The sequence below is a fragment of the Nonomuraea sp. MG754425 genome (genome assembly GCF_021699195.1).
Lineage (GTDB): Bacteria > Actinomycetota > Actinomycetes > Streptosporangiales > Streptosporangiaceae > Nonomuraea.
This window is the reverse complement of record NZ_SSXE01000180.1, coordinates 1-20,381: the sequence shown is the minus strand read 5'-3', so window position 1 is coordinate 20,381 and position 20,381 is coordinate 1. Positions and strand designations below refer to the sequence as shown.

The 20,381-nt window shown below is 73.1% G+C and carries 18 protein-coding genes and 1 pseudogene; 7 read left to right on the top strand and 12 right to left on the bottom strand.

Annotated elements, in window-relative coordinates; translation table 11 throughout:
- The coding region (locus FAF44_RS41900) for an MFS transporter (protein WP_237108959.1) at positions 1-556 on the bottom strand (556 nt) is incomplete at its 3' end.
- Positions 557-630: 74 nt separating this feature from the next.
- Between FAF44_RS41900 and FAF44_RS41895 the strand changes: the two genes are divergently transcribed.
- The 4 genes from FAF44_RS41895 (at position 631) to sigJ (ending at position 5,428) form a co-directional block, all read left to right on the top strand.
- Positions 631-1,203, top strand: a complete 573-nt coding sequence (locus FAF44_RS41895) for a CGNR zinc finger domain-containing protein (protein ID WP_237108958.1) — start codon at positions 631-633, stop codon at positions 1,201-1,203.
- Between the two features lie 271 nt (positions 1,204-1,474).
- Entirely contained in the window at positions 1,475-3,010 is a 1,536-nt protein-coding gene (locus FAF44_RS41890; protein ID WP_237108957.1) for an AMP-binding protein, read from the top strand.
- A 57-nt stretch (positions 3,011-3,067) separates the two neighbouring features.
- Positions 3,068-4,456 carry an amino acid permease gene (locus tag FAF44_RS41885; protein ID WP_237108956.1) on the top strand — a complete coding sequence of 463 codons (1,389 nt, stop codon included), beginning with the start codon at positions 3,068-3,070 and terminating at the stop codon, positions 4,454-4,456.
- A 72-nt stretch (positions 4,457-4,528) separates the two neighbouring features.
- Positions 4,529-5,428 carry an RNA polymerase sigma factor SigJ gene (gene sigJ / locus FAF44_RS41880; protein ID WP_237108955.1) on the top strand — a complete coding sequence of 300 codons (900 nt, stop codon included), beginning with the start codon at positions 4,529-4,531 and terminating at the stop codon, positions 5,426-5,428.
- Positions 5,429-5,432: 4 nt separating this feature from the next.
- On the opposite strand, the gene FAF44_RS41875 is transcribed toward sigJ, so the two are convergent.
- On the bottom strand, positions 5,433-6,011 hold the full coding sequence (locus FAF44_RS41875; RefSeq protein ID WP_237108954.1) for a helix-turn-helix domain-containing protein: 579 nt from the start codon (positions 6,009-6,011) through the stop codon (positions 5,433-5,435).
- A gap of 93 nt (positions 6,012-6,104) precedes the next feature.
- Between FAF44_RS41875 and FAF44_RS41870 the strand changes: the two genes are divergently transcribed.
- Entirely contained in the window at positions 6,105-7,712 is a 1,608-nt protein-coding gene (locus tag FAF44_RS41870) for an FAD-dependent oxidoreductase (protein ID WP_237108953.1), read from the top strand.
- On the opposite strand, the gene FAF44_RS41865 is transcribed toward FAF44_RS41870, so the two are convergent.
- The 10 genes from FAF44_RS41865 to FAF44_RS41820 form a co-directional block, all read right to left on the bottom strand.
- A complete protein-coding gene (locus tag FAF44_RS41865; protein ID WP_237108952.1) occupies positions 7,690-8,334 on the bottom strand; it encodes a flavin reductase family protein in 645 nt (214 codons plus the stop codon). The genes FAF44_RS41870 and FAF44_RS41865 overlap by 23 nt on opposite strands.
- A 58-nt stretch (positions 8,335-8,392) precedes the next feature.
- Positions 8,393-9,565, bottom strand: coding sequence for a mannose-6-phosphate isomerase, class I (gene manA / locus FAF44_RS41860; protein ID WP_237108951.1), 1,173 nt, complete (start codon positions 9,563-9,565; stop codon positions 8,393-8,395).
- A 153-nt stretch (positions 9,566-9,718) separates the two neighbouring features.
- A complete protein-coding gene (locus FAF44_RS41855) occupies positions 9,719-10,951 on the bottom strand; it encodes a cytochrome P450 (protein WP_237108950.1) in 1,233 nt (410 codons plus the stop codon).
- Between the two features lie 5 nt (positions 10,952-10,956).
- Positions 10,957-12,051: an FAD-binding oxidoreductase gene (locus FAF44_RS41850; protein WP_237108949.1), complete on the bottom strand. Its 1,095-nt coding sequence runs from the start codon at positions 12,049-12,051 to the stop codon at positions 10,957-10,959.
- Positions 12,048-12,992, bottom strand: coding sequence for a hypothetical protein (locus tag FAF44_RS41845; protein WP_237108948.1), 945 nt, complete (start codon positions 12,990-12,992; stop codon positions 12,048-12,050). The genes FAF44_RS41850 and FAF44_RS41845 overlap by 4 nt, the downstream gene beginning before the upstream one ends.
- Positions 12,993-13,046: 54 nt before the next feature.
- Complete coding sequence (locus tag FAF44_RS41840; protein ID WP_237108947.1) at positions 13,047-14,024, bottom strand: hypothetical protein; 978 nt, start codon at positions 14,022-14,024, stop codon at positions 13,047-13,049.
- A gap of 60 nt (positions 14,025-14,084) precedes the next feature.
- Entirely contained in the window at positions 14,085-15,500 is a 1,416-nt protein-coding gene (locus FAF44_RS41835) for an RICIN domain-containing protein (RefSeq protein WP_237108946.1), read from the bottom strand.
- A gap of 23 nt (positions 15,501-15,523) precedes the next feature.
- On the bottom strand, positions 15,524-16,345 hold the full coding sequence (locus FAF44_RS41830; RefSeq protein WP_237108945.1) for a carbohydrate ABC transporter permease: 822 nt from the start codon (positions 16,343-16,345) through the stop codon (positions 15,524-15,526).
- Positions 16,345-17,307, bottom strand: coding sequence for a carbohydrate ABC transporter permease (locus FAF44_RS41825; RefSeq protein ID WP_237108944.1), 963 nt, complete (start codon positions 17,305-17,307; stop codon positions 16,345-16,347). The genes FAF44_RS41830 and FAF44_RS41825 overlap by 1 nt, the downstream gene beginning before the upstream one ends.
- Positions 17,304-18,602 (bottom strand): ABC transporter substrate-binding protein, encoded by a 1,299-nt coding sequence (locus FAF44_RS41820; RefSeq protein WP_237108943.1) that lies wholly within the window; start codon positions 18,600-18,602, stop codon positions 17,304-17,306. The genes FAF44_RS41825 and FAF44_RS41820 overlap by 4 nt, the downstream gene beginning before the upstream one ends.
- A 244-nt stretch (positions 18,603-18,846) precedes the next feature.
- Here FAF44_RS41820 and FAF44_RS41815 point away from each other — a divergent pair, with 244 nt between their 5' ends.
- Together FAF44_RS41815 and FAF44_RS41810 are read left to right on the top strand one after the other, a co-directional pair.
- A complete protein-coding gene (locus FAF44_RS41815; RefSeq protein ID WP_237108942.1) occupies positions 18,847-19,893 on the top strand; it encodes a LacI family DNA-binding transcriptional regulator in 1,047 nt (348 codons plus the stop codon).
- Positions 19,890-20,381, top strand: a pseudogene (locus tag FAF44_RS41810) (hydroxyacid dehydrogenase); the annotation flags it as partial. The gene FAF44_RS41815 and the pseudogene FAF44_RS41810, both read left to right, overlap by 4 nt.

Here is a 20,381-nt window from a genome sequence, read left to right as displayed (position 1 = left end):
GGGTGGGGCGGACCACGACGGCGCAGGCCACGCAGGACAGGGCGTCCACGACGAAGAGCCAGCGCAGGTCCCACCGGCCCAGCCCGGCCGCGATCAGGCCCGCGCCCATGCCGCCCACCGCCAGAGCCGTGTTGAACAGGCTGAACGCCTGCGCCTGCTGGGCGGGCCGGACGGCGTCGGCGATCATCGCCTGGGACGGCGGCTCGTAGATCTCGAAGACCAGCCCGAGCAGGACGGCGAACACGGCGATCATCGCCACGGACCCGGAGACCGCGATGCCCGCCTGCGCCACCGCGCACCCGGCCAGCCCGGCGACGATGGTGCGGCGGCGGCCGAACCGGTCGGCCAGGGCGCCGCCCAGCAGCCGCGAGGGGATCGTGGCCAGGCCGAACGCGGCGGAGATCAGGCCGGCGGCGACCATGCCCGTGCCGAACTCGGTGGTGACCAGGACGGTGAGGAAGGCGACGGAGAAGGCCCCCAGCCGGTTGACGGCCCGCGCCAGGACGAGCCACCACACCGTGCGCGGCAGGCGGTCCGCACGTCCCGGCACCGGCATGCCCGCCTCCCATGTGACCAGCGAAACTGATAACGTCAGTCACGGACCTTAAGACGCGAGGAGTGACCAGTCAAGTGTTGTTCGATAGTCACGTGGCGATCCTGCTCGACACCGCGGTGTCGCTCGTGAACGTCCTGACCGACGGCGGCGACCGCGGCAAGCCCTACGTCGCCCCCAAGGGCGAGACGCTGCCGGACATGATCCGCGCCGTGCTGCCCGGGAACGTGACGGTGTCGATGGAGGAGGCCCTGTACCTGGCCGGGACCACGCTGAAGGTCCGGCGCGTCTTCGAGGCCATGGACGCCGGCCGCGACGACGACGCCGCCACGGTCGTCAACGCGCTCGTCATCAGCACGGGGGCGCGCCCGCAGCTCGACCGCGCGCCCGGCGAGCCGTGGCAGGTGCACTTCCACGGCGCGGACGACAGCCTGGCCGTGGGCTGGAGCGCCGGCATCGCCTCCGCGCTGACGCTGGCCATCGGCAGCGACCTCGGCGGGCGGCTCGGCCTCTGCCAGGCCAGGCAGTGCGACCGCGTCTACGTGGACGCCTCCCGCAACGGCGTCCGCCAGTTCTGCTCCCGTTCGTGCCAGAGCAGGATGAAGGCCGCCGCCTTCCGCGCCCGCTCGACCGCCCGCCACCGCCCCTGACGGCCCGACCGGCTCCGGGGGGTCGGGGCGGAGGGCGGAGGCGGCCGATTTCCCGACCGGGCCGATCGATCCGGCCCTCGCCCTCGCCACCCGGCCCGGCCCATCCGGCGCTCGCCCTCGCCACCGGGCCCGACCCGCAGGGGGTCCCCGCCGGATCCAATCCGCCGGGGGTCCGCCGGGCCCGGCCCGCCGGGTGGGCGCTTTCTTCGGGATGGCCGATGCGTCAGCATGCGTAGTGCGGAGTCACTGCCAGGCGCGGAGGAGATCGCGGATGTTGTCGTACGAGCCCCTGACCCCCACCGGCTTCCTCGAACGATCCGCCACCGTCTTCGGCCACCGGCTCGCGGTCGTGGACGGCGGCCTGGAGCTCACGTACGCCGAGCTGTGGGAGCGCGTCCAGCGGCTGGCGGGCGCGCTGGCCGCGGCCGGGGTGCGGCCGGGGGACCGGGTGGCGGTCCTCGGGGCCAACGGGCACCTGCTGCTGGAGGCCACGTTCGGCGTGCCGGCGGCGGGCGCGGTCATGGTGCCGATGAACATCCGCCTGTCGGCCGCCGAACTCGCCTACATCCTCGGCCACGCGGAGGTGTCGGTGCTCCTGCACGACGACGACCTCACCGGCCTGGCCACGGCGGCGGCCGGGGCCGCGGGGCGGCCCGTCCGGCTGATCCCCGCCGCCGAGTACGAGCCGCTCGTGGCCGCCGCCGACCCGCTGCTGGTCAGAGTCGAGGACGAGCTGGCCCCGCTGTCGATCAACTACACCAGCGGCACCACGGGACGTCCCAAAGGAGTCGTCTACCACCACCGCGGCGCCTACCTCCAGTCGCTGGCCATGGCGCTGCACACCAGGCTGGACACCGCCGGCGCCTACCTGTGGACGCTGCCGATGTTCCACTGTCACGGCTGGTGCTTCCCCTGGGCGGTCACGCTGGCCGGGGCCCGGCACGTCTGCCTGCCCAAGGTCGAGCCGGCCGCGGCGTGGCGGCTGATCCGCGCCCACCGCGTCACCCACCTGTGCGGCGCGCCGACCGTGCTCACCGCGCTGCTGGCCTCCGAGCACGCCCCGCAGGCCGCCCTCGAACCGCGCCTGCTCGCCTGCGTGGGCGGCGCGCCCCCGAGCCCCGCGCTGCTGGGCCGGGCGCTGCGGGCCGGCATCGACGTGATCCACCTGTACGGCCTGACCGAGACGTACGGGCCCGCCGTCATCTGCCAGCCCCAGCCGGAGTGGCCGGGACTGCCGGTCGAGGAGTCGGCCACGCTCACCGCCCGCCAGGGCGTCGGCAACGTGGTCGCCCAGCGGGTCCGGGTCGTCGGCGGCGACGGCCGCGACGTGCCCGCCGACGCCGTCACGGTCGGCGAGATCGCGATACGCGGCAACAACGTCATGACCGGCTACCACCGCGACCCGGACGCCACGGCGACGGCCGCGCACGACGGCTGGTTCCGCACCGGTGACCTCGGCGTGGTGCACCCCGACGGGTACGCGCGGATCGTGGACCGGGCCAAGGACGTCATCATCTCCGGCGGCGAGAACATCGCCTCGGTCGAGGTGGAGAACACCCTGCTCAGCCATCCCGGGGTGCAGGAGGCCGCGGTGGTGGCCCGCCCCGACCCGCACTGGGGCGAGGTGCCCGTCGCGTACGTGACCCTGGCCGCCGCCGCGCGGGCCACCGAGGCCCAGCTCATCGAGCACGTACGCGCCCGGCTGGCGCACTTCAAGGCCCCCAAGGCGGTGATCTTCGGCGAGCTGCCCAAGACCTCCACCGGCAAGATCCAAAAGAACGTTCTCAGGCAGCGCGCCTCAGGTTAGCCCGCACCGGGGCGGGAAGATCGCATCCCGGGGAACCGATCGGGCAGTGGGGGCGTCATGGTCACGTCGCGCAGCGTCTTCAGGCGCAAACCGGTGGCGCAGATCGCCACCGAGCACGAGGGTGAGCTGTCCAGGTCGCTCGGCCTGTGGCAGCTCACGGCCATCGGCGTCGGCGGCATCATCGGCGCGGGCATCTTCGCCCTGGCCGGCGCGGTCGCGAACGAGACGGCGGGCCCGGCCGTGCTCGTGTCGTTCCTCATCGCGGGCGTCGCCAGCGCCGCCGCCGCGCTCTCCTACGCCGAGTTCGCCGGCCTGATCCCGAAGGCGGGCTCGGCCTACACCTACGGCTACGCGGTCCTGGGGGAGATCGTCGGCTGGTTCATCGGCTGGGACCTGCTGCTGGAGTACACCGCGATCGTCGCGGTCGTGGCCATCGGCATCTCCGGCTACTTCGGCTTCCTCGTTCAGCAGTTCGGCGTCGGGCTGCCCGCCTGGTCGCTCGGCGCGCCCGGCACCGGCCCCGGGCACGTGGTGGACCTGTTCGCGGCGCTGCTGTGCCTGCTCATCGCGGCCCTGCTGAACCTCGGCATCCGCGCCGCGGCCAGGTTCGAGACGTTCGTGGTGGCGCTCAAGGTCGCCGTCGTGCTGCTGGTGATCGTGGTCGGCTTCTTCTTCGTCGACACCGCGAACTACACGCCGTTCTTCCCGTACGGGGTGGGCGGGGCCGTCACCGGGGCCGCCACTGTGTTCTTCGCGGTGTTCGGCTACGACGCGATGAGCACCGCGGCCGAGGAGTCGCGCGACGCGCGGCGGCACATGCCCAGGGCGATCGTCTACTCCCTGCTCATCTCCATGATCCTGTACGTGCTGGCCACGCTCGTCCTGACCGGCATGCAGAACTACCGGGAGATCGACCCGGAGAGCGGCTTCTCCTCGGCGTTCGCCTCCGTCGGGCTGTCGCGGCTGGCGTCGGTCATCGCGGTCGGCGCCATCGTCGGCATCCTCACCGTCATGTTCACGTTCATGCTCGGCGTCACCCGGGTCTGGTTCTCGATGAGCCGCGACGGGCTGCTGCCCGCCTGGTTCGCCAGGCTGCACCCGGTACGGCGGGTGCCGTCGAGGGTCACGTGGATCGTGGGCGTCGCCTCGGCGCTGATCGCGGGCTTCCTGCCGATCAAGGAGGCGGCCGAGCTGACGAACATCGGGATCCTGCTGGCGTTCGTGGTCGTGTGCGTCGCGGTGATCGTGCTGCGCTACCGGCAGCCGCACCTGCCGCGCTCGTTCCGCACGCCGTGGATGCCCGTGGTGCCGGGCGCCGGGGTGCTGTTCTCGCTGTGGCTGATCACCTACCTCGACCCGGTGACGTGGCTGCGCTTCGCCGTCTGGTTCCTGCTCGGCCTGGTCGTCTACTTCGCCTACAGCAGGCGGCACTCGGTGCTGAACTGACGCGCCGTGTCACACCGGTCCGTCCGCCCGCGTCAATGTGGTGACGCACCGAGACAGCGAGATGGGGCCCCGATGAACGAGCGCGAATTCCTGGCCGGCCGGTTCGAGGCCCATCGGGGGCGGCTGCAGGCGGTGGCGTACCGGATGCTGGGCTCGCACAGCGAGGCCGAGGACGCCGTGCAGGAGGCGTGGCTGCGGCTGAGCCGCGCCGACCCCGGCGACGTGCGGAACCTGGCCGGCTGGCTGACCACGGTCGTCGGCCGGGTCTGCCTGGACATGCTGCGCAGCCGCGGTTCGCGCCGCGAGGAGCCGCTGGAGGCGCGCCTGCCCGACCCGGTGGTCAGCCCCCTGGACGGCCGGGGGGCGCCGCCGGACCCCGAGCAGGCCGCGCTGGTCGCCGACTCCGTCGGGCTGGCGCTGCTGGTGGTGCTGGAGTCGCTCACCCCGGCCGAGCGGCTGGCGTTCGTGCTGCACGACATGTTCGCGGTGCCGTACGAGGAGATCGCGCCGCTCCTGGGGCGCTCGACGGCGGCGGCCAGGCAGCTCGCCAGCCGGGCCCGGCGGCGGGTGCGCGGCTGCGCGCCGTCGCCCGATCGCGACATGGCCAGGCAGCGGGAGGTCGTCGAGGCGTTCGTCGCCGCCGCGCACGAGGGGGACTTCGCCGCGCTGGTGGCCGTGCTCGACCCCGACGTGGTGCTGCGCGCCGAGGCCGGCGCCCTGGTCGGGGGCGGCTGGGCCGAGGTCAGGGGCGCGCGGAACGTGGCCCGCCAGGCGCTCGCCTTCCGCCGCGCCTCGCCGTCCACCGGGCGGCTCGCACTGGTCAACGGCATGGTCGGGGTGGTCAACACGGTGCACGGCCGGCCGTCGGCGGTCATGAGCTTCACGGTGAGCGGCGGCCGGGTCGCCGGGATCGACATCCTCGCCGACCCGGACCGGCTGGCCGGCCTCGACCTGGCCGCCTTCGAGGGCTGAGCGGTCACCTGGGGGCGGGACGGGCCCGTACGTGCATGCGCTCGCCCTGCGGCCCGAACAGGGCCAGCACCTCGGTGGGCTCGTCGCCGGGGTTGATGAACGCGTGCGGCGTCCGGGTGTCGAACTCGGCGGCCTCGCCCGCGGTGAGCGTCGTGTCGTGCCGGCCGAGCAGCAGCCGCAGCCGCCCGGACAGCACGTACAGCCATTCGTAGCCCTCGTGGACCTGCTGCTCCGGTTCGTAGCCCGGCCAGCGCGGCGGGTAGATCTGCTTGAACGCCTGCAGCCCGCCGGGCCGGCGGCTCAGCGGGATGTAGGTCATGCCGAACCGCTTGACCGGCCGCAGGTGCACGCGCGGGTCGCCGGTCACGGGGGCGTCGATCAGCTCGTCGATCTGCACCTGGTAGGCCCCGGCCAGCAGCAGCAACAGCTCCAGCGTGGGCTTGCGCCCGCCGGACTCCAGCCGCGACAGGGTGCTGACCGAGATGCCGGTGCTCCTGGACAGCTCCGCCAGCGTGGTGCCCCGCTCCTGGCGCAGCGCCCGCAGCCGGGGACCCACGGCCTGCAGCACGTCGTCGACTTCCATGCGTCCAGATTGCCATTTCGGCAACGAAGTTTGTCAAATCCCGGGCGGATCGCGGACAGTGTCGCAGCAGTGAACGAGTGAGAGGAGCCGCGGATGGACGCGACGTACGACGTGGTGGTGATCGGCGGCGGGGCCGCCGGGCTGAGCGGGGCGCTGGCCCTGTCCCGGGCGCGGCGCAAGGTGCTGGTGATCGACGCGGGACAGCCCAGGAACGCCCCGGCCGAGGGCGTGCACGTGTTCCTCGGCCACGACGGCCGCCCGCCCGGCGACCTGCTGGCCGCCGGCCGCGCGGAGGTCACCGGGTACGGCGGCCGGATCGTGACCGGCGTCGTCACGGCGGCCGAGCGGCTCGGCGACGGGCGCTTCCGCCTCACTCTGGCGGACGGCTCCACCACCGAGGCGGCCCGGCTGCTGGTGGCCACCGGCCTGGTGGACGAGCTGCCGCCGGTGCCCGGCCTGGCCGAGCGGTGGGGGCGCGAGGTGCTGCACTGCCCGTACTGCCACGGGTGGGAGGTGCGCGACCAGGCCATCGGGATCATCGGCGGCAGCCCGCTCGCCGTGCACCAGGCCCTGCTGTGGCGGCAGTGGAGCGACGACGTGGTCCTCTTCCCGCACACGGGTCCCGAACTGGGGGAGCAGGCCCGCGAGGAGCTGGCCGCCAGGGGCGTGCGCGTCGTCGAGGGCGAGGTGGGCGAGATCGCGGCCGGCGCCGGACGGGCGGTCGTCGTGCGGCTGGCCGACGGCCGGGAGGTGCCGCGACAGGCGCTGGCCGTGGGCACCCGCGTGAACGCCCGGCTGGACGGCCTGGCGGGGCTCGGGCTGGAGACGGCCGAGCAGGAGATGAACGGCTTCGTCATCGGCACGTACATTCCGGCCGACCCCATGGGCGGGACCGGCGTGCCCGGCGTGTGGGTGGCGGGCAACGTGAGCAACGTCGCCGACCAGGTCGTCAGCGCCGCCGCGGCGGGCGTGCGGGCCGGGGCCGCCGTCAACGCCGACCTGATCGCGGAGGAGACGCGGGCCGCCGTCGCCGCCCGCCGCGCCGCGATCGCGCAGGCCCCTCCCGGGCACATCCCCGCCGAGGTGACCGGCGAGGAGTTCTGGGACGGCCGCTACCGCCAGAGCGAGCGGATCTGGAGCGGCGACCCGAACGCCGTGCTCGTCCGCGAACTGGCCGACCTGCCGCCGGGCACCGCGCTCGACCTGGGCAGCGGCGAGGGCGGCGACGCCCTCTGGCTGGCCGGGAAGGGCTGGCGGGTCACCGCCGCCGACATCTCGGGCGTCGCCCTGCGCCGCGCCGCCCGGCACGCGGACGAGGCCGGGGTGGGCGCGCGCATCGACTGGCAGCGGCACGACCTCGGGCAGTCCTTCCCCGAGGGCGTCTACGACCTGGTCACCGCCTGCTACCTGCACTCCGGCGGCGACATGCCACGCGAGAAGATCCTGCGGCGGGCCGCCGAGGCGGTCGCGCCCGGCGGCGTGCTGCTGGTGGCCGGGCACGCCGGGTGGCCGGCCTGGCAGCGGCACGACCACGCCGACGTGCACATGCCGACGCCCCAGGAGGTGCTGGAGTCCCTGGAGCCGGCGGAGGGGGAGTGGGAGGTGCTGCGCTGCGCGGAGTTCGAACGCGTCCAGGACGGCCCCGACGGGCAGCCGACGACCCGTACGGACAACGTGCTCAAGCTCCGCCGCCTGCGGTGAGCGCGGCCGGGCGGTCCCCGGACGGGGTCTGGCTGCGGTAGGAGTGGCCGAGCTGGGGGCCGAGGCCGAAGTAGTGGCGGAAGTTGTAGATCAGCGGGCTCCAGGCGGCCGGGTCCACGTGCTGGGTGCCCGTCACGACGAGGCGTGGGTCGGCGTGCACCCGGCTCACCCCGGCCTCGACGATGACGAAGCCGCCGCAGGCGCTGCGGCGCACGTCGAGCGCCCGCGCCTCGAACTGCAGGGGGCACCCGGCCACCCGCGGCGGGCGCACCCCGGCGGACGGCTCGGGCCGCAGGCCGGCGGCGCCGAACTTGTCCGGCTCGAAGCGGCACCCGTCCGGCTTCGAGGCCGGTACGGGATCGCGCCCGGTCAGGGGCGCGAGCCGCTCCACCGCCTCCCACTGGTGCGGCGCGGGCAGGCTGAGCACCAGGTCGGGACGGTCGGCGAGGTTGCGGGCGGTCTGCCCCTCCTTGCCCAGCCCGAGCACGATCACCTTGCCCAGCGCCCAGGCCGACGACATGGGCGCGAGGTTGAACGAGCCGTCCGGGTTCTCGGTCGAGAGCAGGACGACCGGGGTGCCGAAGTACAGGATGCTCGGCTCGATGGTCAGGTGGTCCGTCATGGACGGGAGCCTACGGACGGGACGTTCAACGGGCGGCCGAAGTGTCCCGGCCGGAAATCTACAATGTAAAGGCGCCGGGCCGGGCCAGGTACGCCAGTCCCTTGCCGGAAAGGCGCGGCGACGGGGCGGCGGCCGGGATGAAGGCCGACTGCCCGGGGAGCAGCGTCAGGTCGTCCCCGAGGCGGGCCTCGCCCTCGGCGCAGAGCACGATCCCCGGCACGCCGCCGGGCAGGGCGTGGCTCCCGGCCCCGGACAGCTCGTAGCCGGTGAGGGCGAACTCGGGCGCGGGCGGCCGGTAGTCGCGCACGCCCGCCTCACCGGTCACCGGCTCGACGAGGTGCGGGCCCGCCGGGGTGAAGTCCACGACGCGCATCAGCTCGGGCACGTCCACGTGCTTGGAGGTGAGCCCGCAGCGCAGCACGTTGTCGGAGTTGGCCATGATCTCGACCCCGACGCCGCCGAGGTAGGCGTGCGGCACGCCGGCGCCGAGGTAGAGGGCCTCGCCCGGTGACAGCGTGACATGGTGCAGCAGGAGGGCGGCCACGACCCCGGGATCGCCGGGGCAGGCGCGGGCGATCCCGGCGTACGGGGCCAGCGCGGGGTCGGCCGAGGCCGTCAGCGCGGCCTCGGCCTGGGCGCGCAGGGGGCGGGCGGCGTCGTCCAGCATGTCTTCGAACACCGTGCGCAGCGCCCGGCCCGGCTCGTCGTCCCGCAGCGTCTCGATCCAGGGCCGCAGGCCGGGCACGCCGAGGCGGTCGAGGAGGCCGGCGGTGGCGGCGGGCGCGCGGAAGCCGCACAGCCCGTGGAAGGGGGTGAGCGCGCAGACCATCTCGGGCTTGTGCGAGGCGTCCTTGTAGGTGCGGGCGCGGTCGTCGAGGGGGATCCCGCGGGCGTTCTCGCGGGCGAACCCGGCCGCGGCCTGCTCGGTCGTGGGGTGCACCTGGAGGGAGAGCGGCCGCTCGATCGCCAGGACCTTGAGCAGGTACGGCAGCGCGGGGCCGAACCGCCCGGCGCAGCGCTCGCCGAGTGTGCCGGCCGGGTCGCGGGCGATGAGCTGGTCGAGCGGCACGCCGCCGGCGGTCGAGGGCGCGCCGGGGTGGGCGCCCATCCAGAGCTCGGCCTGCGGCTCCCCGGTCGGCTCCGTGCCGAACAGCTCGGGCAGCGCGGTGGTCGAGCCCCAGTCGTAGGGGCGGATCGTGGTGGCCAGGCGCATGGGCGCGGCGTGTGGCACGGCGTGGGCTCCAATCGTCGTCTCGTGGAGCCTAGAACGCGTGGGTGACGAGCGGGTGACGGGCGGCTGGACTGGCCCGCGCGCTGACCGGGCCGCCGTTCCCCGGTGAGAGGCCGGCGCGGCCCGTTTCGGTGCCGCGCCGGCTCGTGCCGGTCAGCGGGCGCGGGGCCCGAGGACGACCGGCATCGTCCGCGTGCTGTTGCCCAGCAGCGTGTCCAGCGGCGGCAGCTCCTCCACCGGCTGGGCCAGCTTCATGCCGGGGAACGCCTCGAACAGCGCCTGGATCGCGATCTCCCCTTCCAGCCGGGCCAGCGGCGCGCCCAGGCAGAAGTGCGGCCCGTGCCCGAAGGCCAGGTGGGTGAACTGCATCCGGGTGAGGTCGAAGCGGTGGGCGTCGTCGCCGTACTGCTCCGGGTCGCGTCCGGCGGAGGCGAAGCAGGCCAGCACCGGCTCGCCGGTCCGCAGGCGCACGCCGTCGATCTCGACGTCGCGGACGGCGTACCGCATCGGGAAGTACGCGATCGGCGAGTCCCAGCGCAGCGTCTCCTCCACGGCCGAGCTGTAGGGACACTTGCCCGTGCGCAGCAGGCCGAGCTGGCCCGGCTCGCTGAGCAGCGCGCCGATGGCGTTGGTGATCAGGTTGACGGTCGTCACGTGCCCGGCGATGAAGAGCAGTTCGATGGTGGCGAACAGCTCCTCCTCCGACAGCCGTCCGCCGTCCCGCTCGTGCAGCGCGAACAGGTCGGTGATGAGGTCCTCGCCGGGCGTGTCGCGGCGCTCCTCGATGACCTGGTCGAGCAGGTCGCGCAGGTCCCGGCGCAGTTGCGGCGAGTCCTCCAGGCCGCCGACCTGGGCGACGGCGTCGGTGAGGCGGTGCAACTCGTCCTGGTGCGCGGCCGGGATGCCGATCAGCTCGGAGATCACCTCGCGCGGCAGCGGGTAGGCGAACTCCAGCCGCAGGTCCACGGGCCGGTCGGGCGGCAGTTGGGCGAGCCGGTCGATCAGCCGGTCGGTGAGCTCCTCGATCCGCGGGCGCAGCCCGTTCAGCCGCCGCTGCGAGAAGGCGGTGGTCAGCGGCATGCGCAGCCGGCGGTGCCGCTCGCCCTCGGCGTTGAGCAGGGACGTGTCGGTGACGATGCGGTCGATGGCGCTGCCGCGCGGCATGGCGTCCTGGCCGCTCCAGTGGCGCAGCTCCCTGGACAGGTCCGGATGAGTCAGGACGTTCAGCAGGGACGCGTACCGGGTGGCGGCCCAGGCGGGCACGCCTTCGGCGGTGACGGGCACGAGCGGGCCGGCCTTGCGGAGCTGCTCGTTGTCCCCGTGCATGTCGGCGGTGGCCGGGTCCAGCACGAAGCGGTCCCCGAGCGCGGGGCTGTGGTCGGTCATCGGTGTCATCCCGTCCGTTGTGGGCGGCCGACCGCCAGCGCGGTCACGTCCATGCCCGGGTCCTGGTCGAGGTAGAGGTCGCGGACCAGCTCGCCGGCGGCCGGCGCGTTGCACAGGCCGTGGCCGGAGAAGCCGGCGGCGTACAGGAAGGCCGGCGGGCCCGGCTGGTGGCCGATGAAGGCGGTCTTGTCGGGGCTGGCGTCGCGCAGCCCGGTGACGGCGGTGTGCAGGCCGATCCCGGCCAGGCTCGGGTACGTCTCGGCGAGCCGCGTGGCCACCTCCGCGCGCCAGGACTCGCGGTCCGGGCCTGGATAGCCCATGCCGATGAGCAGCCGGTCGTCGCGGTTGCGGATCAGCAGGCCGCTGGCGGCGTGCAGGGTGACCGGCACCTCGGGCGTCCCGACCGGCAGCGGGTCGGTGGTGAGCAGTTCCTGCTCGATCGGCTCGGTGAGCGGCAGGTCCACGCCCGCGCAGCGGACGAGCGAGGCCGACCACGCGCCCGCGGCGCAGACGATGGCGTCGGCGGACAGCTCCCCGTCGGGGGTCTGCACGCGCCCGGCCTCCGGGTCGATGGCGGTGACCGGGCATCCGGTGCGCAGTGCCGCGCCCGCGTGCTCGGCCGCCCGCGCGTACGCGGCGACGATCGCGGAGGTGTCGGAGATGTAGGCGTCCGGCGAGTACGCGGCGGCCAGCAGCGGCAGGTCCCCGATGAGCGGGTTGTGCTCCCTGGCCTCGGCGGCGCCGATCAGCTCGACGTCCACGCCGGCGGCGCGCTGGGCGGGCAGGTCGGCGTTGAAGGCGGCCACCTGGGCGGGCTCGGTGAACAGCACCAGGTAGCCGACCCGCCGCAGCGGCAGCTCGCTGCCCGGCCGGGCCGGGAAGGCGTGGTAGGCCTCCAGGCTGCGCACGGCCAGCGACGAGCTGAGCGGGTTGCCGGCGAAGTAGGAGCGGACCACGTCGGCGGTGGCGCGGGAGGCGCCCGAGCCGAGCGTGCCGCGCTCCAGCAGCGTCACGTCCAGCCCGGCCTCGGCCAGGTGGAAGGTGATCGACAGCCCGATGACGCCGCCGCCGATCACCACCACCCGCGAGCCCGCGCTCATGTCACCGCCTGTGCTCTGCGCAGGTGCGCGCCGGCCTGCCACGGGAACAGGTGCAGGTTCCAGCCGCCCAGGCAGTTGCAGTAGAGGGCCATGTGGGCCATGACCGCGACGAAGTCCTCGTGGCTGTCGAGCCGCTCCAGGCCCGACAGCAGCCGCTGGGTGAACTCCCACAGCCGGTCCAGGCCGCAGTAGCCGAGGAACTCGGCGGGCGTGTGGGCGAGCTGCCTGGTCATCTGCCGCAGCCACGGCATCGGCATGCCGTCGAGGGCGGCGCGGACGAGGCCGCCGTAGCAGCTATAGCCGAGCGGGCGGGTCTCGCCGTTGACGAACAGCAGGGTGGTCAGGACCGTCTCGTAGCTGCCCGCGCCGGAGGGGATGCGGCCTTCGTGCAGGTCGAGCAGTTCCTGCGGCGGGTTGAGCCAGATGCGCTCGGTCTCGGCGTGCACCTCGGTGACCAGCCGGTTGAGGTCGGGGTCGCCGATGGGCAGGCGGGGCAGCACGTGGCCGCCCGACTCGCCGGCGCGGCGCACCTCGGCGACGATGGGCTGCTTGGTCTCGTAGACCGAGCGCCACACGTCGCGGCCGGCCTGGGCCAGGGCCTCGAGGTCGGCGTCGGCGACCTTGCCGATCGGGGTGGCGGTCATGGGCTCCGTCAGCTCGCCGTACTTGATGCCGAGGTGCTGCAGACGGGAGCAGAACAGGGTGCCGTCGGGCACCGTGCGCCGGTCCACCTTGTACTCGGCGGGAGTGTGCAGGAGCGAGTGGATCGGGGCGAGGTGGTAGAGGTGATACCCGGCGACCAGGGCGTGGCCCTGCAGGCTGCGGTACGGCAGGCCGTCCCAGAGGGCTTGGACCAGGGACGGGTTGCGCTGGTCGAGCTCGGCGGAGACGGTGATGCCGATGCTGGGCCAGGTGATCTCTACATGCTTGGTCTCGTTCACAGTAAGTCACTCTAACGTCACGATTTGTGGCGAAAGAGGGCGGGGATGTGCTTATTACCGGGAGATGACCTCCTCCAGCAGGAGCGCCCGGCTGCGCTCGTCACCCCAGATCGAGGCGGTGTCGAGGTAGGGCCGGATCAGCTCAGTGAGCTCGGGATCGCCCCGCCCGGTGAGCTGGTCCAGCGCGACCTTGCGGGCCACGCCCGCCATCACGTCGGCGACCTGCACCCGGTCGTCGAACTCCGAGTGGACCAGCCGCAGACCGGCCATCCGGCCGCCCAGGATCTCCCGCAACTGCGCGATGCGCTCGTCGGTCAGCGTGGTCTGCCGGTCGTGCACCAGCGTGACCGGCTCGCCCGTGCCCCAGAACCGCACCGCCCGGACGATCGCCGGGATGAGCGGGTCGAGGGCCGGGAAGACGTACGGGTCGTCGAGCAGCCGCTCGCGGAAGGCCGCCACCCGCGGCCTGGCCCGCCACAGCTCCTCCATGACCTCGCCCGCCGGCCCGCCGGCCCCGCGCAACGTGCCGACCAGGGCGAACACCTCGTCGACCGACGTGGTGACCCCCTGGCCGTTCTTGGCCCGCAGCAGGTAGTTGAAGGACTCGAGCAGGGCCGACCACCGCTCCTGCCCGAACGCCCGCGGCCCCTCCCGGTACAGCGCGGCGGCCGTGGCCCCGGCCCGCGGGTCGAGGCCGATGCGCGGCTCGTGGTCCTCCTGGAGCAGCCCGGCGACCTTGCCCGCCACGTAGAAGAGCTTGTCGGTGAGGAAGACGCGCACGTTGCCGAGCACCGGGCCGCCGGCGCCGAGCAGCCACAACAGCCCGGCCCGGTGCTTGCCGCGCAGCACGTGACCCGCGCGGTACTCGGTGGCGGGCGTGGGCGCCCGCACCCGCAACTCGGCCACGCAGGCGGCCGCGGTCTCGGCGTCCATCAGCACGCTGGCGTGCGCGAAGACGTCGCTGTTGCCGCCGACGAGCTTCTCGCCCTCCGCGCCGGACTCGTCGCACGCGATCTCGAGGGTTTCGGGCACATCAGCGAATCTAGCCGGGACCGCCGCCCGCCCGCGAGGCGATTTCTCCGCGAGCCGCCCTCACAGGGAGGTGCGGGTGAACTGCTGGTTCTGCCCGCCGTTGCACGGATACTGCTTGAACTGCACGTCGTTGGCCGTGGACGAGCTCGGCAGGTCCGCGCACTTGCCCGAGTGCCTGGCCACCAGCCGCAGATAGCCGCCGCCGGCGTCCTGGAGGGTCCACTGCTGGTTGGTCCCGGTGCCGCAGCCGTACTGCTGCAGGGCGGCGCCGTCGGCGGTGCTGACGCCGTTCACGTCGAGGCACTTGGCCGAGTTGCGGGCGACGACCTGCACGTAGCCGCCGCTGATGGACTGGATCCGCCACTGCTGGTTGGCGCCGCCGTTGCAGTCGTACTGGATGATCGCCGCCAGGTTGGCGGTGGAGCCGTTGCGCACGTCGGCGCACTTGCCCGAGTGCCGCACCGCCAGGCGGTCGTAGCCGGAGCCGGTCGTGGCGATCGTGCCGGCGGCGGCGTCCACGGTGAGCTGGCGCGCGTACGACAGGCTCATGCTGGTGCCGCTGGGGAACTGGACCGGCAGCCACACGTAGCGCGAGTCGTTGACCGGGCCGCCCCACGCGCCGGCCCACCGGTCGCCCAGATACAGGTACGACGTGCCGGACGTGCCCTGCACCGGCAGCACGTACGCCGGCTGGGAGCCGAAGGTGAGCGCGTCGCCCGCGTTCTGCCAGGCGCTCCACGGGCCGGCGAGGCTGGTGGCGGTGGCGTACTGGGCCTGGTTGGGCTGCCAGCCGGTCGCGCCCGAGGTGAGCATGAAGTACACCCCGCCGCGTTTGAACAGGGCCGGAGCCTCCCGGTGGTCGCCGTCCCACATGCGCACCAGCGTGGACACGTCGGTGAAGTCGGCGTTCAGCCGGTAGACGTGCAGGTCGTAGTTCTCGTTGGCGGCCGAGACCATGTAGCCGGCGCCGTCGGTGTCGACGAACGCGGTGATGTCGCGCGACATGTGCCCGAGCGGGCGGAAGCTGCGCAGGTAGGTGTAGTCGCCGTCCACCGTGCTGGAGACGGCCACGGCCGCCCGCGCCTCGCCGTAGTCGCTGCCGTTCTCCTTGTGCATCCACATGACGAACTGGCCGGTGGCCGGGTTGAGGATCACCTTGGGCCGCTCGATGTTGGCGACCTGCAACTCGGCGGCGCTGGACTGGGTCAGCACGTGCCGGCGGAACTCCCACGTGCGCAGGTCCGCCGAGCGGTAGGCGGAGACGTAGCGGAAGGTGCCGTCGGCGTTGCGGTTCTCCCCGAACCAGTAGTAGTAGGACCCGACCTTCAGCACGCCGCCGCCGTGGGCGTGCAGCAGGTTGCCCGAGGTGTCGGTGAACTGGGCCCCGACCGGCACCGTCACCGGAGCCGCCCGGGCGGGCAGCGCGGGTAACAGGGCGAGGACGAGCGCGGCGAGCAGGGGGAGGACGCGGGACATGGGGGTGCTCCTTCCGGAGGTGATCAGCCCTTGATGCCGGACAGCAGGACGCCCCTGACGATCCACCGCTGCGCGATGAGGAAGAGGGCGACCAGCGGCAGGATGGCCACGAGCGCGCCGGCGAACAGCGCCGGCAGGTTGACCGCCTGCTGGTTGAGGTTGGTCGACAGCGCCACCTGCACCGTCCAGAACTCCGGGTCCTGGCCGATGACCAGCGGCCACAGGAACGCGTTCCAGTGCTCGATGAAGGACAGGATGCCGAGGGAGGCGAACAGCGCGCCCGAGTTCGGCAGCGCCAGCCGCGCGTACAGGCCGAGGTGGCCCAGGCCGTCCACCCGGCCGGCGTCCTCCAGTTCACGGGGGAAGCGCAGGTAGAAGCCGCGGAACAGGAGCACCGCGAACGCGCTGAACAGGCCGGGGGCGATCAGCCCCCACATCGTGTTCACCCCGCCCAGCGAGCCCACCACCACGAACGTCGGGATGAACGTGGCCGCGCCCGGCACCATCATCGTGGCGATGATGAAGAAGAACACCGGCTTCGCGGCGGCCACGGGGATGCGGGCCAGCGCGTACCCGGCCATGGACGCCAGCAGCGTCGACAGCGGCGCGGAGATCGTCGAGATCAGCGTCGAGTTCCACAGCGCGTGCGCCAGCGGCACCGCCTCGTTGCCGAAGGCGTCGGCGAAACCCTGGAAGCTGATCGTCTCCGGCCACCAGTGCCAGTCCAGCGAGCCCAGCTCCCGCCTGCTCATCAGCGCGTTGCGGACCAGCAGGTAGAACGGCAGCAGGAACGGCACCGCGAAGACGATCACCGCCGCGTACGAGCCGAGACGCCGTCCCCTCATCAGCTCTCCTCCTCTGCGGTCCTGCCGAACCCGGCGATCCGGCCCTGCAGCAGCGTGAACACCACGATCAGCACGGTGACGACGAACGCGCCCGCCGATCCCGCGCCGTAGTTCTGCTCGCCGAGCGCCGTCTGGAACAGGTAGATCAGCGGCGTGCGGCCGTCCGCGCCGCCCAGCCCCGACAGGTTGGAGGCCAGGATGTTGTAGAACTCGTCGAACGCCTGGAACGCGTTGATGATCAGCAGCAGCACCACCGCCACCGACGTGTTGCGCAGCATCGGCCAGGTGATGTGCCGGAACAGCCGGGCCTCCGACTCCGCGCCGTCCACCCGGGCCGCCTCGTAGAGCTGGGCGGGGATCTGCTGGATCCCGGCCAGGAACAGGATCATGTAGAAGCCGGTCTGCAGCCACAGCCGCACGGTGACCAGCACGATCCAGTACAGCGGCGGGTCCACGGTGGCCACCCACCCGATCGACTCCTCGTAGCCGAGCAGATAGGCCAGGCTGTTGGCCACCCCGGACGGCGTGCCGCTGAACAGGCTCATCTTCCACACCAGCGCGCCCACCACGTACGAGACGGCCGCCGGGATGAAGAACGTGGTGCGGAACAGCGCCCGGCCGCCGCGCAGCCGGTTCACCAGCACCGCCAGGCCCAGCGCCAGCGCGAACGTCACCGGCACGATGAACAGCGTGAACAGCAGGATCGTGACCAGCGACCTGGTGAAGGCCGGATCGCCCAGCAGCCGCCGGTAGTTGTCCAGGCCGTTCCAGTCGCCGAGCGCGATCGTGCCGCGGGCGTCGTTGAAGCTCAGCAGCAGGCCCCAGCCGATCGCGACGTACTTGAACACGAACAGCCCGGCCACCATCGGCAGCGTGAGCAGCAGGAACGCGCGCCAGGCCGGCCGGCGCGCGGCCCGCCGCCCCCCGGGGCCGGGGCGGGCGGGGGCGGCGGTCGTCGTCATAGCACCGGCACCTGGTCCAGGATGTCCTGGGAGCGCTTGGCCGCCGCCGCCAGGGTCTTGCCGGGGTCGGCGCCCTTCTTGACGATCGCGGTGACCGCGTCGGTGTAGGGCTGGCGCACCTCGGCCGTCCACAGCGCGGGCTGCTTGACGCCGTGGGCGGCCACGGCGTCCATGACGGTCTTGGCCGGGCCGGTGTTCAGCTTGCCGGCCTGGGCGGCGGCGCTGTTGCGGGGCGGGATGTGGAAGCCGTAGCCGAGGTTCCAGTCCGTCTGGGCGGCGGTGTTCTGCACCCACAGCCAGCGCACGTACTTCCTGGCCGCCTCCAGGTTGCGGCTCTTGCCGTTGACCACCTGCACCCAGCCGCCCATGTTCACCACGGCCTGCCCGCCGGGGCCGAACGGCGGCAGCGCGAAGGCGTCGAAGTCGTCGCCGAGCGCCTCGGTCAGGCCGGGCACCGCCCACATGCCGACCCACTGCATGGCCGCCGCGCCGTTGATCAGCGCGCCCGGGTCCCACCAGTCGGTCGAGTAGCCCTGCAGCATGGCCTTGGCGTCGTACAGGTCCTTGACCGCGCTCAGCGCCTCGATCACCTTGGGGTCGTCATAGATGATCTCGCGGTCGTCGATCAGCAGGTTGCCGTTCGACCACGGCACCATCTGGTTCAGCGGCCCGATGCCGTCGTTGCCGACGAACAGGCCCTTCTGCTTGCCGCGCGTGAGCTTCACCGCCGCCGCCGCGAACTCCGCGAAGCTGGTGGGCACGCTGACGCCGGCCTCGGCGAACAGCGACTTGCGGTAGAAGACCAGCATCGGGTCCACGACCATGGGCACCGCGTACACGTGGCCGCCCCACGTGTACGGCTCCAGCACCTTGGCGTTGAAGTCGGACTTCTCCGCGCCCAGCACGTCGTCGAGCGGGGTGACCTGGCCGGCCTTGACCATGTTCGGGCTGACGTCGTTGACCTCGTACACGTCCGGGCCCTCGGGGGTCAGCACGGCGGCCGTCCACTTGGTGGCGTAGTCGCCGGGGATCCAGGAGACCTTGACCGCGATGTCCGGGTTGGCCGTGGTGAAGTCGGCGGCGTACTTCATCGCCGCCTGCTGCGTGCCCTCCTCGCCGTACTCGTGGTACCAGTGCGTCAAGGTGACCTGCGCCGCGCTGCCTGACGGCGCGGCGCCGCCCTTGGCCAGCGGGTCCCCGGTGGAGCACGCGGAGACGGCGGCGCCGGCGACGAAGAGCGCGGAGCCCTTCAGCAGTCCGCGCCGGGTGAGTGGCCGGGTGAGTGGTCTGTCCATCGGAGCCACCTCTCTGGGGGGTATGAGTCGGGGCCGATGTCAGGTAACCGGTTACTTCAGACGTCGTGAGCCGGACGCTAGACGCGTCTCTCCGGTGACGTCAACACGCTGTTAACTTTTCGTTACAAACGTGCTGGGGATGGGCTTGACGGGTCGGATGGCATCTCCTAGCGTCCTGGGCATCGCTCAAGTAACCGATTACCTGATCTTGTGATCCGGTGTCCGGCTCGACGGGGAGACCGCCATGACCACACCCAAACGCGTCACCATCAGGGACGTGGCCCGGCGGGCCGGAGTCTCGGTCGCCACCGTCTCGCGCGTGCTGGGCGGCGACTACCCGGTCCTCGCGGCCACCCGCAACAAGGTCACCCGCGCCGTGCGCGAGCTCGACTACGTGCCCAACGCCCACGCCAGGGCGCTGTCCGCGGACCGTCCCGGCGCGATCGCCATCGTCGTCAACAGCGTCGCGGTGCCGTACTACGCGCTGATCGCCCAGGGCGTCGAGGAGCAGGCCGCGCAGGAGGGCAGGCTGTCGCTGATCTGCACGACCGGCGGCGACACCGCCCGCGAGCTGTCCATCGTGCAACTCCTGCGCGAGCAGCGGGCCGAGGCCGTCATCCTGGTCGGCAGCGTGATCGTGGACGAGGAGTACCGCACCCGCATGACCGAGTACGCGCACGCCCTGGCCGCGGCCGGCTCCCGCCTCGTCCTGTGCGGCCGGCCGCCGCTGGGGGAGGGGGCGCCCGCCCTGGTGGTCGGCTTCGACAACACCGGCGGCGCGCACGCCGTGACCGCCCACCTGCTGTCGGCCGGGCACCGCCGCATCCTCTACCTCGGGCTGCGTCCCGGCCACAGCACCTCCGACAGCCGGGTGGCCGGATACCGCAGCGCCCTGGCCGAGTACGGCGTGCCCGGCGACCCGTCCCTGGAGGTCGAGGCGGAGTTCGACCGCGACGCCGGGTACGCCGCGATGAACCGCCGCCTGGCCGCGGGCCCGCCCGACTTCACCGCCGTCTTCGCCGGCAACGACCTGCTCGCCGCGGGAGCGGTCCAGTCGCTGCGCGAGCACGGGCTGCGCGTGCCCGCCGAGGTGTCGATCGTCGGCTACGACGATGTGCCGCCCGCCCAGGACCTGGGCCTGACCACCGTCCATCTGCCGCACGACGAGCTCGGCCGGGCCGCCGTGCGGCTCGCCCTCGGCCGGCTGACCTCCAGCCCGATGACGCTCGGCACCCACATCGTGGTCCGCGACTCGGTCCGGTCGCTCGGGCCGCGACGATCCGGCTCGTGACCCCGCTCGTCGCGTTCGCGATGCGGCCGCCGCTGCTGCCCGAACTGTTTCCCCTCGACCTGCTGCGCCGCCTGTCCCTCGTCGGACGGGTGCGCGAGCGGGTGATCGACGCCTTCGACGGGCCGCTCGACGCCGAGATCCTCATCACCGGGTGGGGCTGCCCGCGCATCGACGCCGGCGTGCTGGCCGCCGCGCCCCGGCTGCGGGCCGTCGTGCACGCGGCGGGCAGCGTCAAAGGGCACGTGACCGAGGCGGTGTTCGAGCGGGGCATCGCGGTGTCCTCGGCGGCACAGGCCAACGCGGTGCCGGTGGCCGAGTTCACCCTCGCCATGCTGGTGCTGGCCGCCAAGCAGGCGTTCACCAGGGCGCGGGCGTACTCGGCGGGGGCCTGGTCGGGCGACGTGCCGCCGGGCGTGGCCACCCCCGGCGAGCGCGGCGGGCTGGGCGGCGCGGTCGTCGGGGTGATCGGGGCCTCGCGGGTGGGGCGG

Coding starts and splice junctions, on each gene's coding strand:
- FAF44_RS41890 (WP_237108957.1), top strand. CDS start 1,475: ATGTTGTCGTACGAGCCCCTGACCCCCACCGGCTTCCTCGAACGATCC.
- FAF44_RS41885 (WP_237108956.1), top strand. CDS start 3,068: ATGGTCACGTCGCGCAGCGTCTTCAGGCGCAAACCGGTGGCGCAGATC.
- sigJ (WP_237108955.1), top strand. CDS start 4,529: ATGAACGAGCGCGAATTCCTGGCCGGCCGGTTCGAGGCCCATCGGGGG.
- FAF44_RS41875 (WP_237108954.1), bottom strand. CDS start 6,011: ATGGAAGTCGACGACGTGCTGCAGGCCGTGGGTCCCCGGCTGCGGGCG.
- FAF44_RS41870 (WP_237108953.1), top strand. CDS start 6,105: ATGGACGCGACGTACGACGTGGTGGTGATCGGCGGCGGGGCCGCCGGG.
- FAF44_RS41865 (WP_237108952.1), bottom strand. CDS start 8,334: ATGACGGACCACCTGACCATCGAGCCGAGCATCCTGTACTTCGGCACC.
- FAF44_RS41855 (WP_237108950.1), bottom strand. CDS start 10,951: ATGACCGACCACAGCCCCGCGCTCGGGGACCGCTTCGTGCTGGACCCG.
- FAF44_RS41850 (WP_237108949.1), bottom strand. CDS start 12,051: ATGAGCGCGGGCTCGCGGGTGGTGGTGATCGGCGGCGGCGTCATCGGG.
- FAF44_RS41835 (WP_237108946.1), bottom strand. CDS start 15,500: ATGTCCCGCGTCCTCCCCCTGCTCGCCGCGCTCGTCCTCGCCCTGTTA.
- FAF44_RS41830 (WP_237108945.1), bottom strand. CDS start 16,345: ATGAGGGGACGGCGTCTCGGCTCGTACGCGGCGGTGATCGTCTTCGCG.
- FAF44_RS41825 (WP_237108944.1), bottom strand. CDS start 17,307: ATGACGACGACCGCCGCCCCCGCCCGCCCCGGCCCCGGGGGGCGGCGG.
- FAF44_RS41820 (WP_237108943.1), bottom strand. CDS start 18,602: ATGGACAGACCACTCACCCGGCCACTCACCCGGCGCGGACTGCTGAAG.
- FAF44_RS41815 (WP_237108942.1), top strand. CDS start 18,847: ATGACCACACCCAAACGCGTCACCATCAGGGACGTGGCCCGGCGGGCC.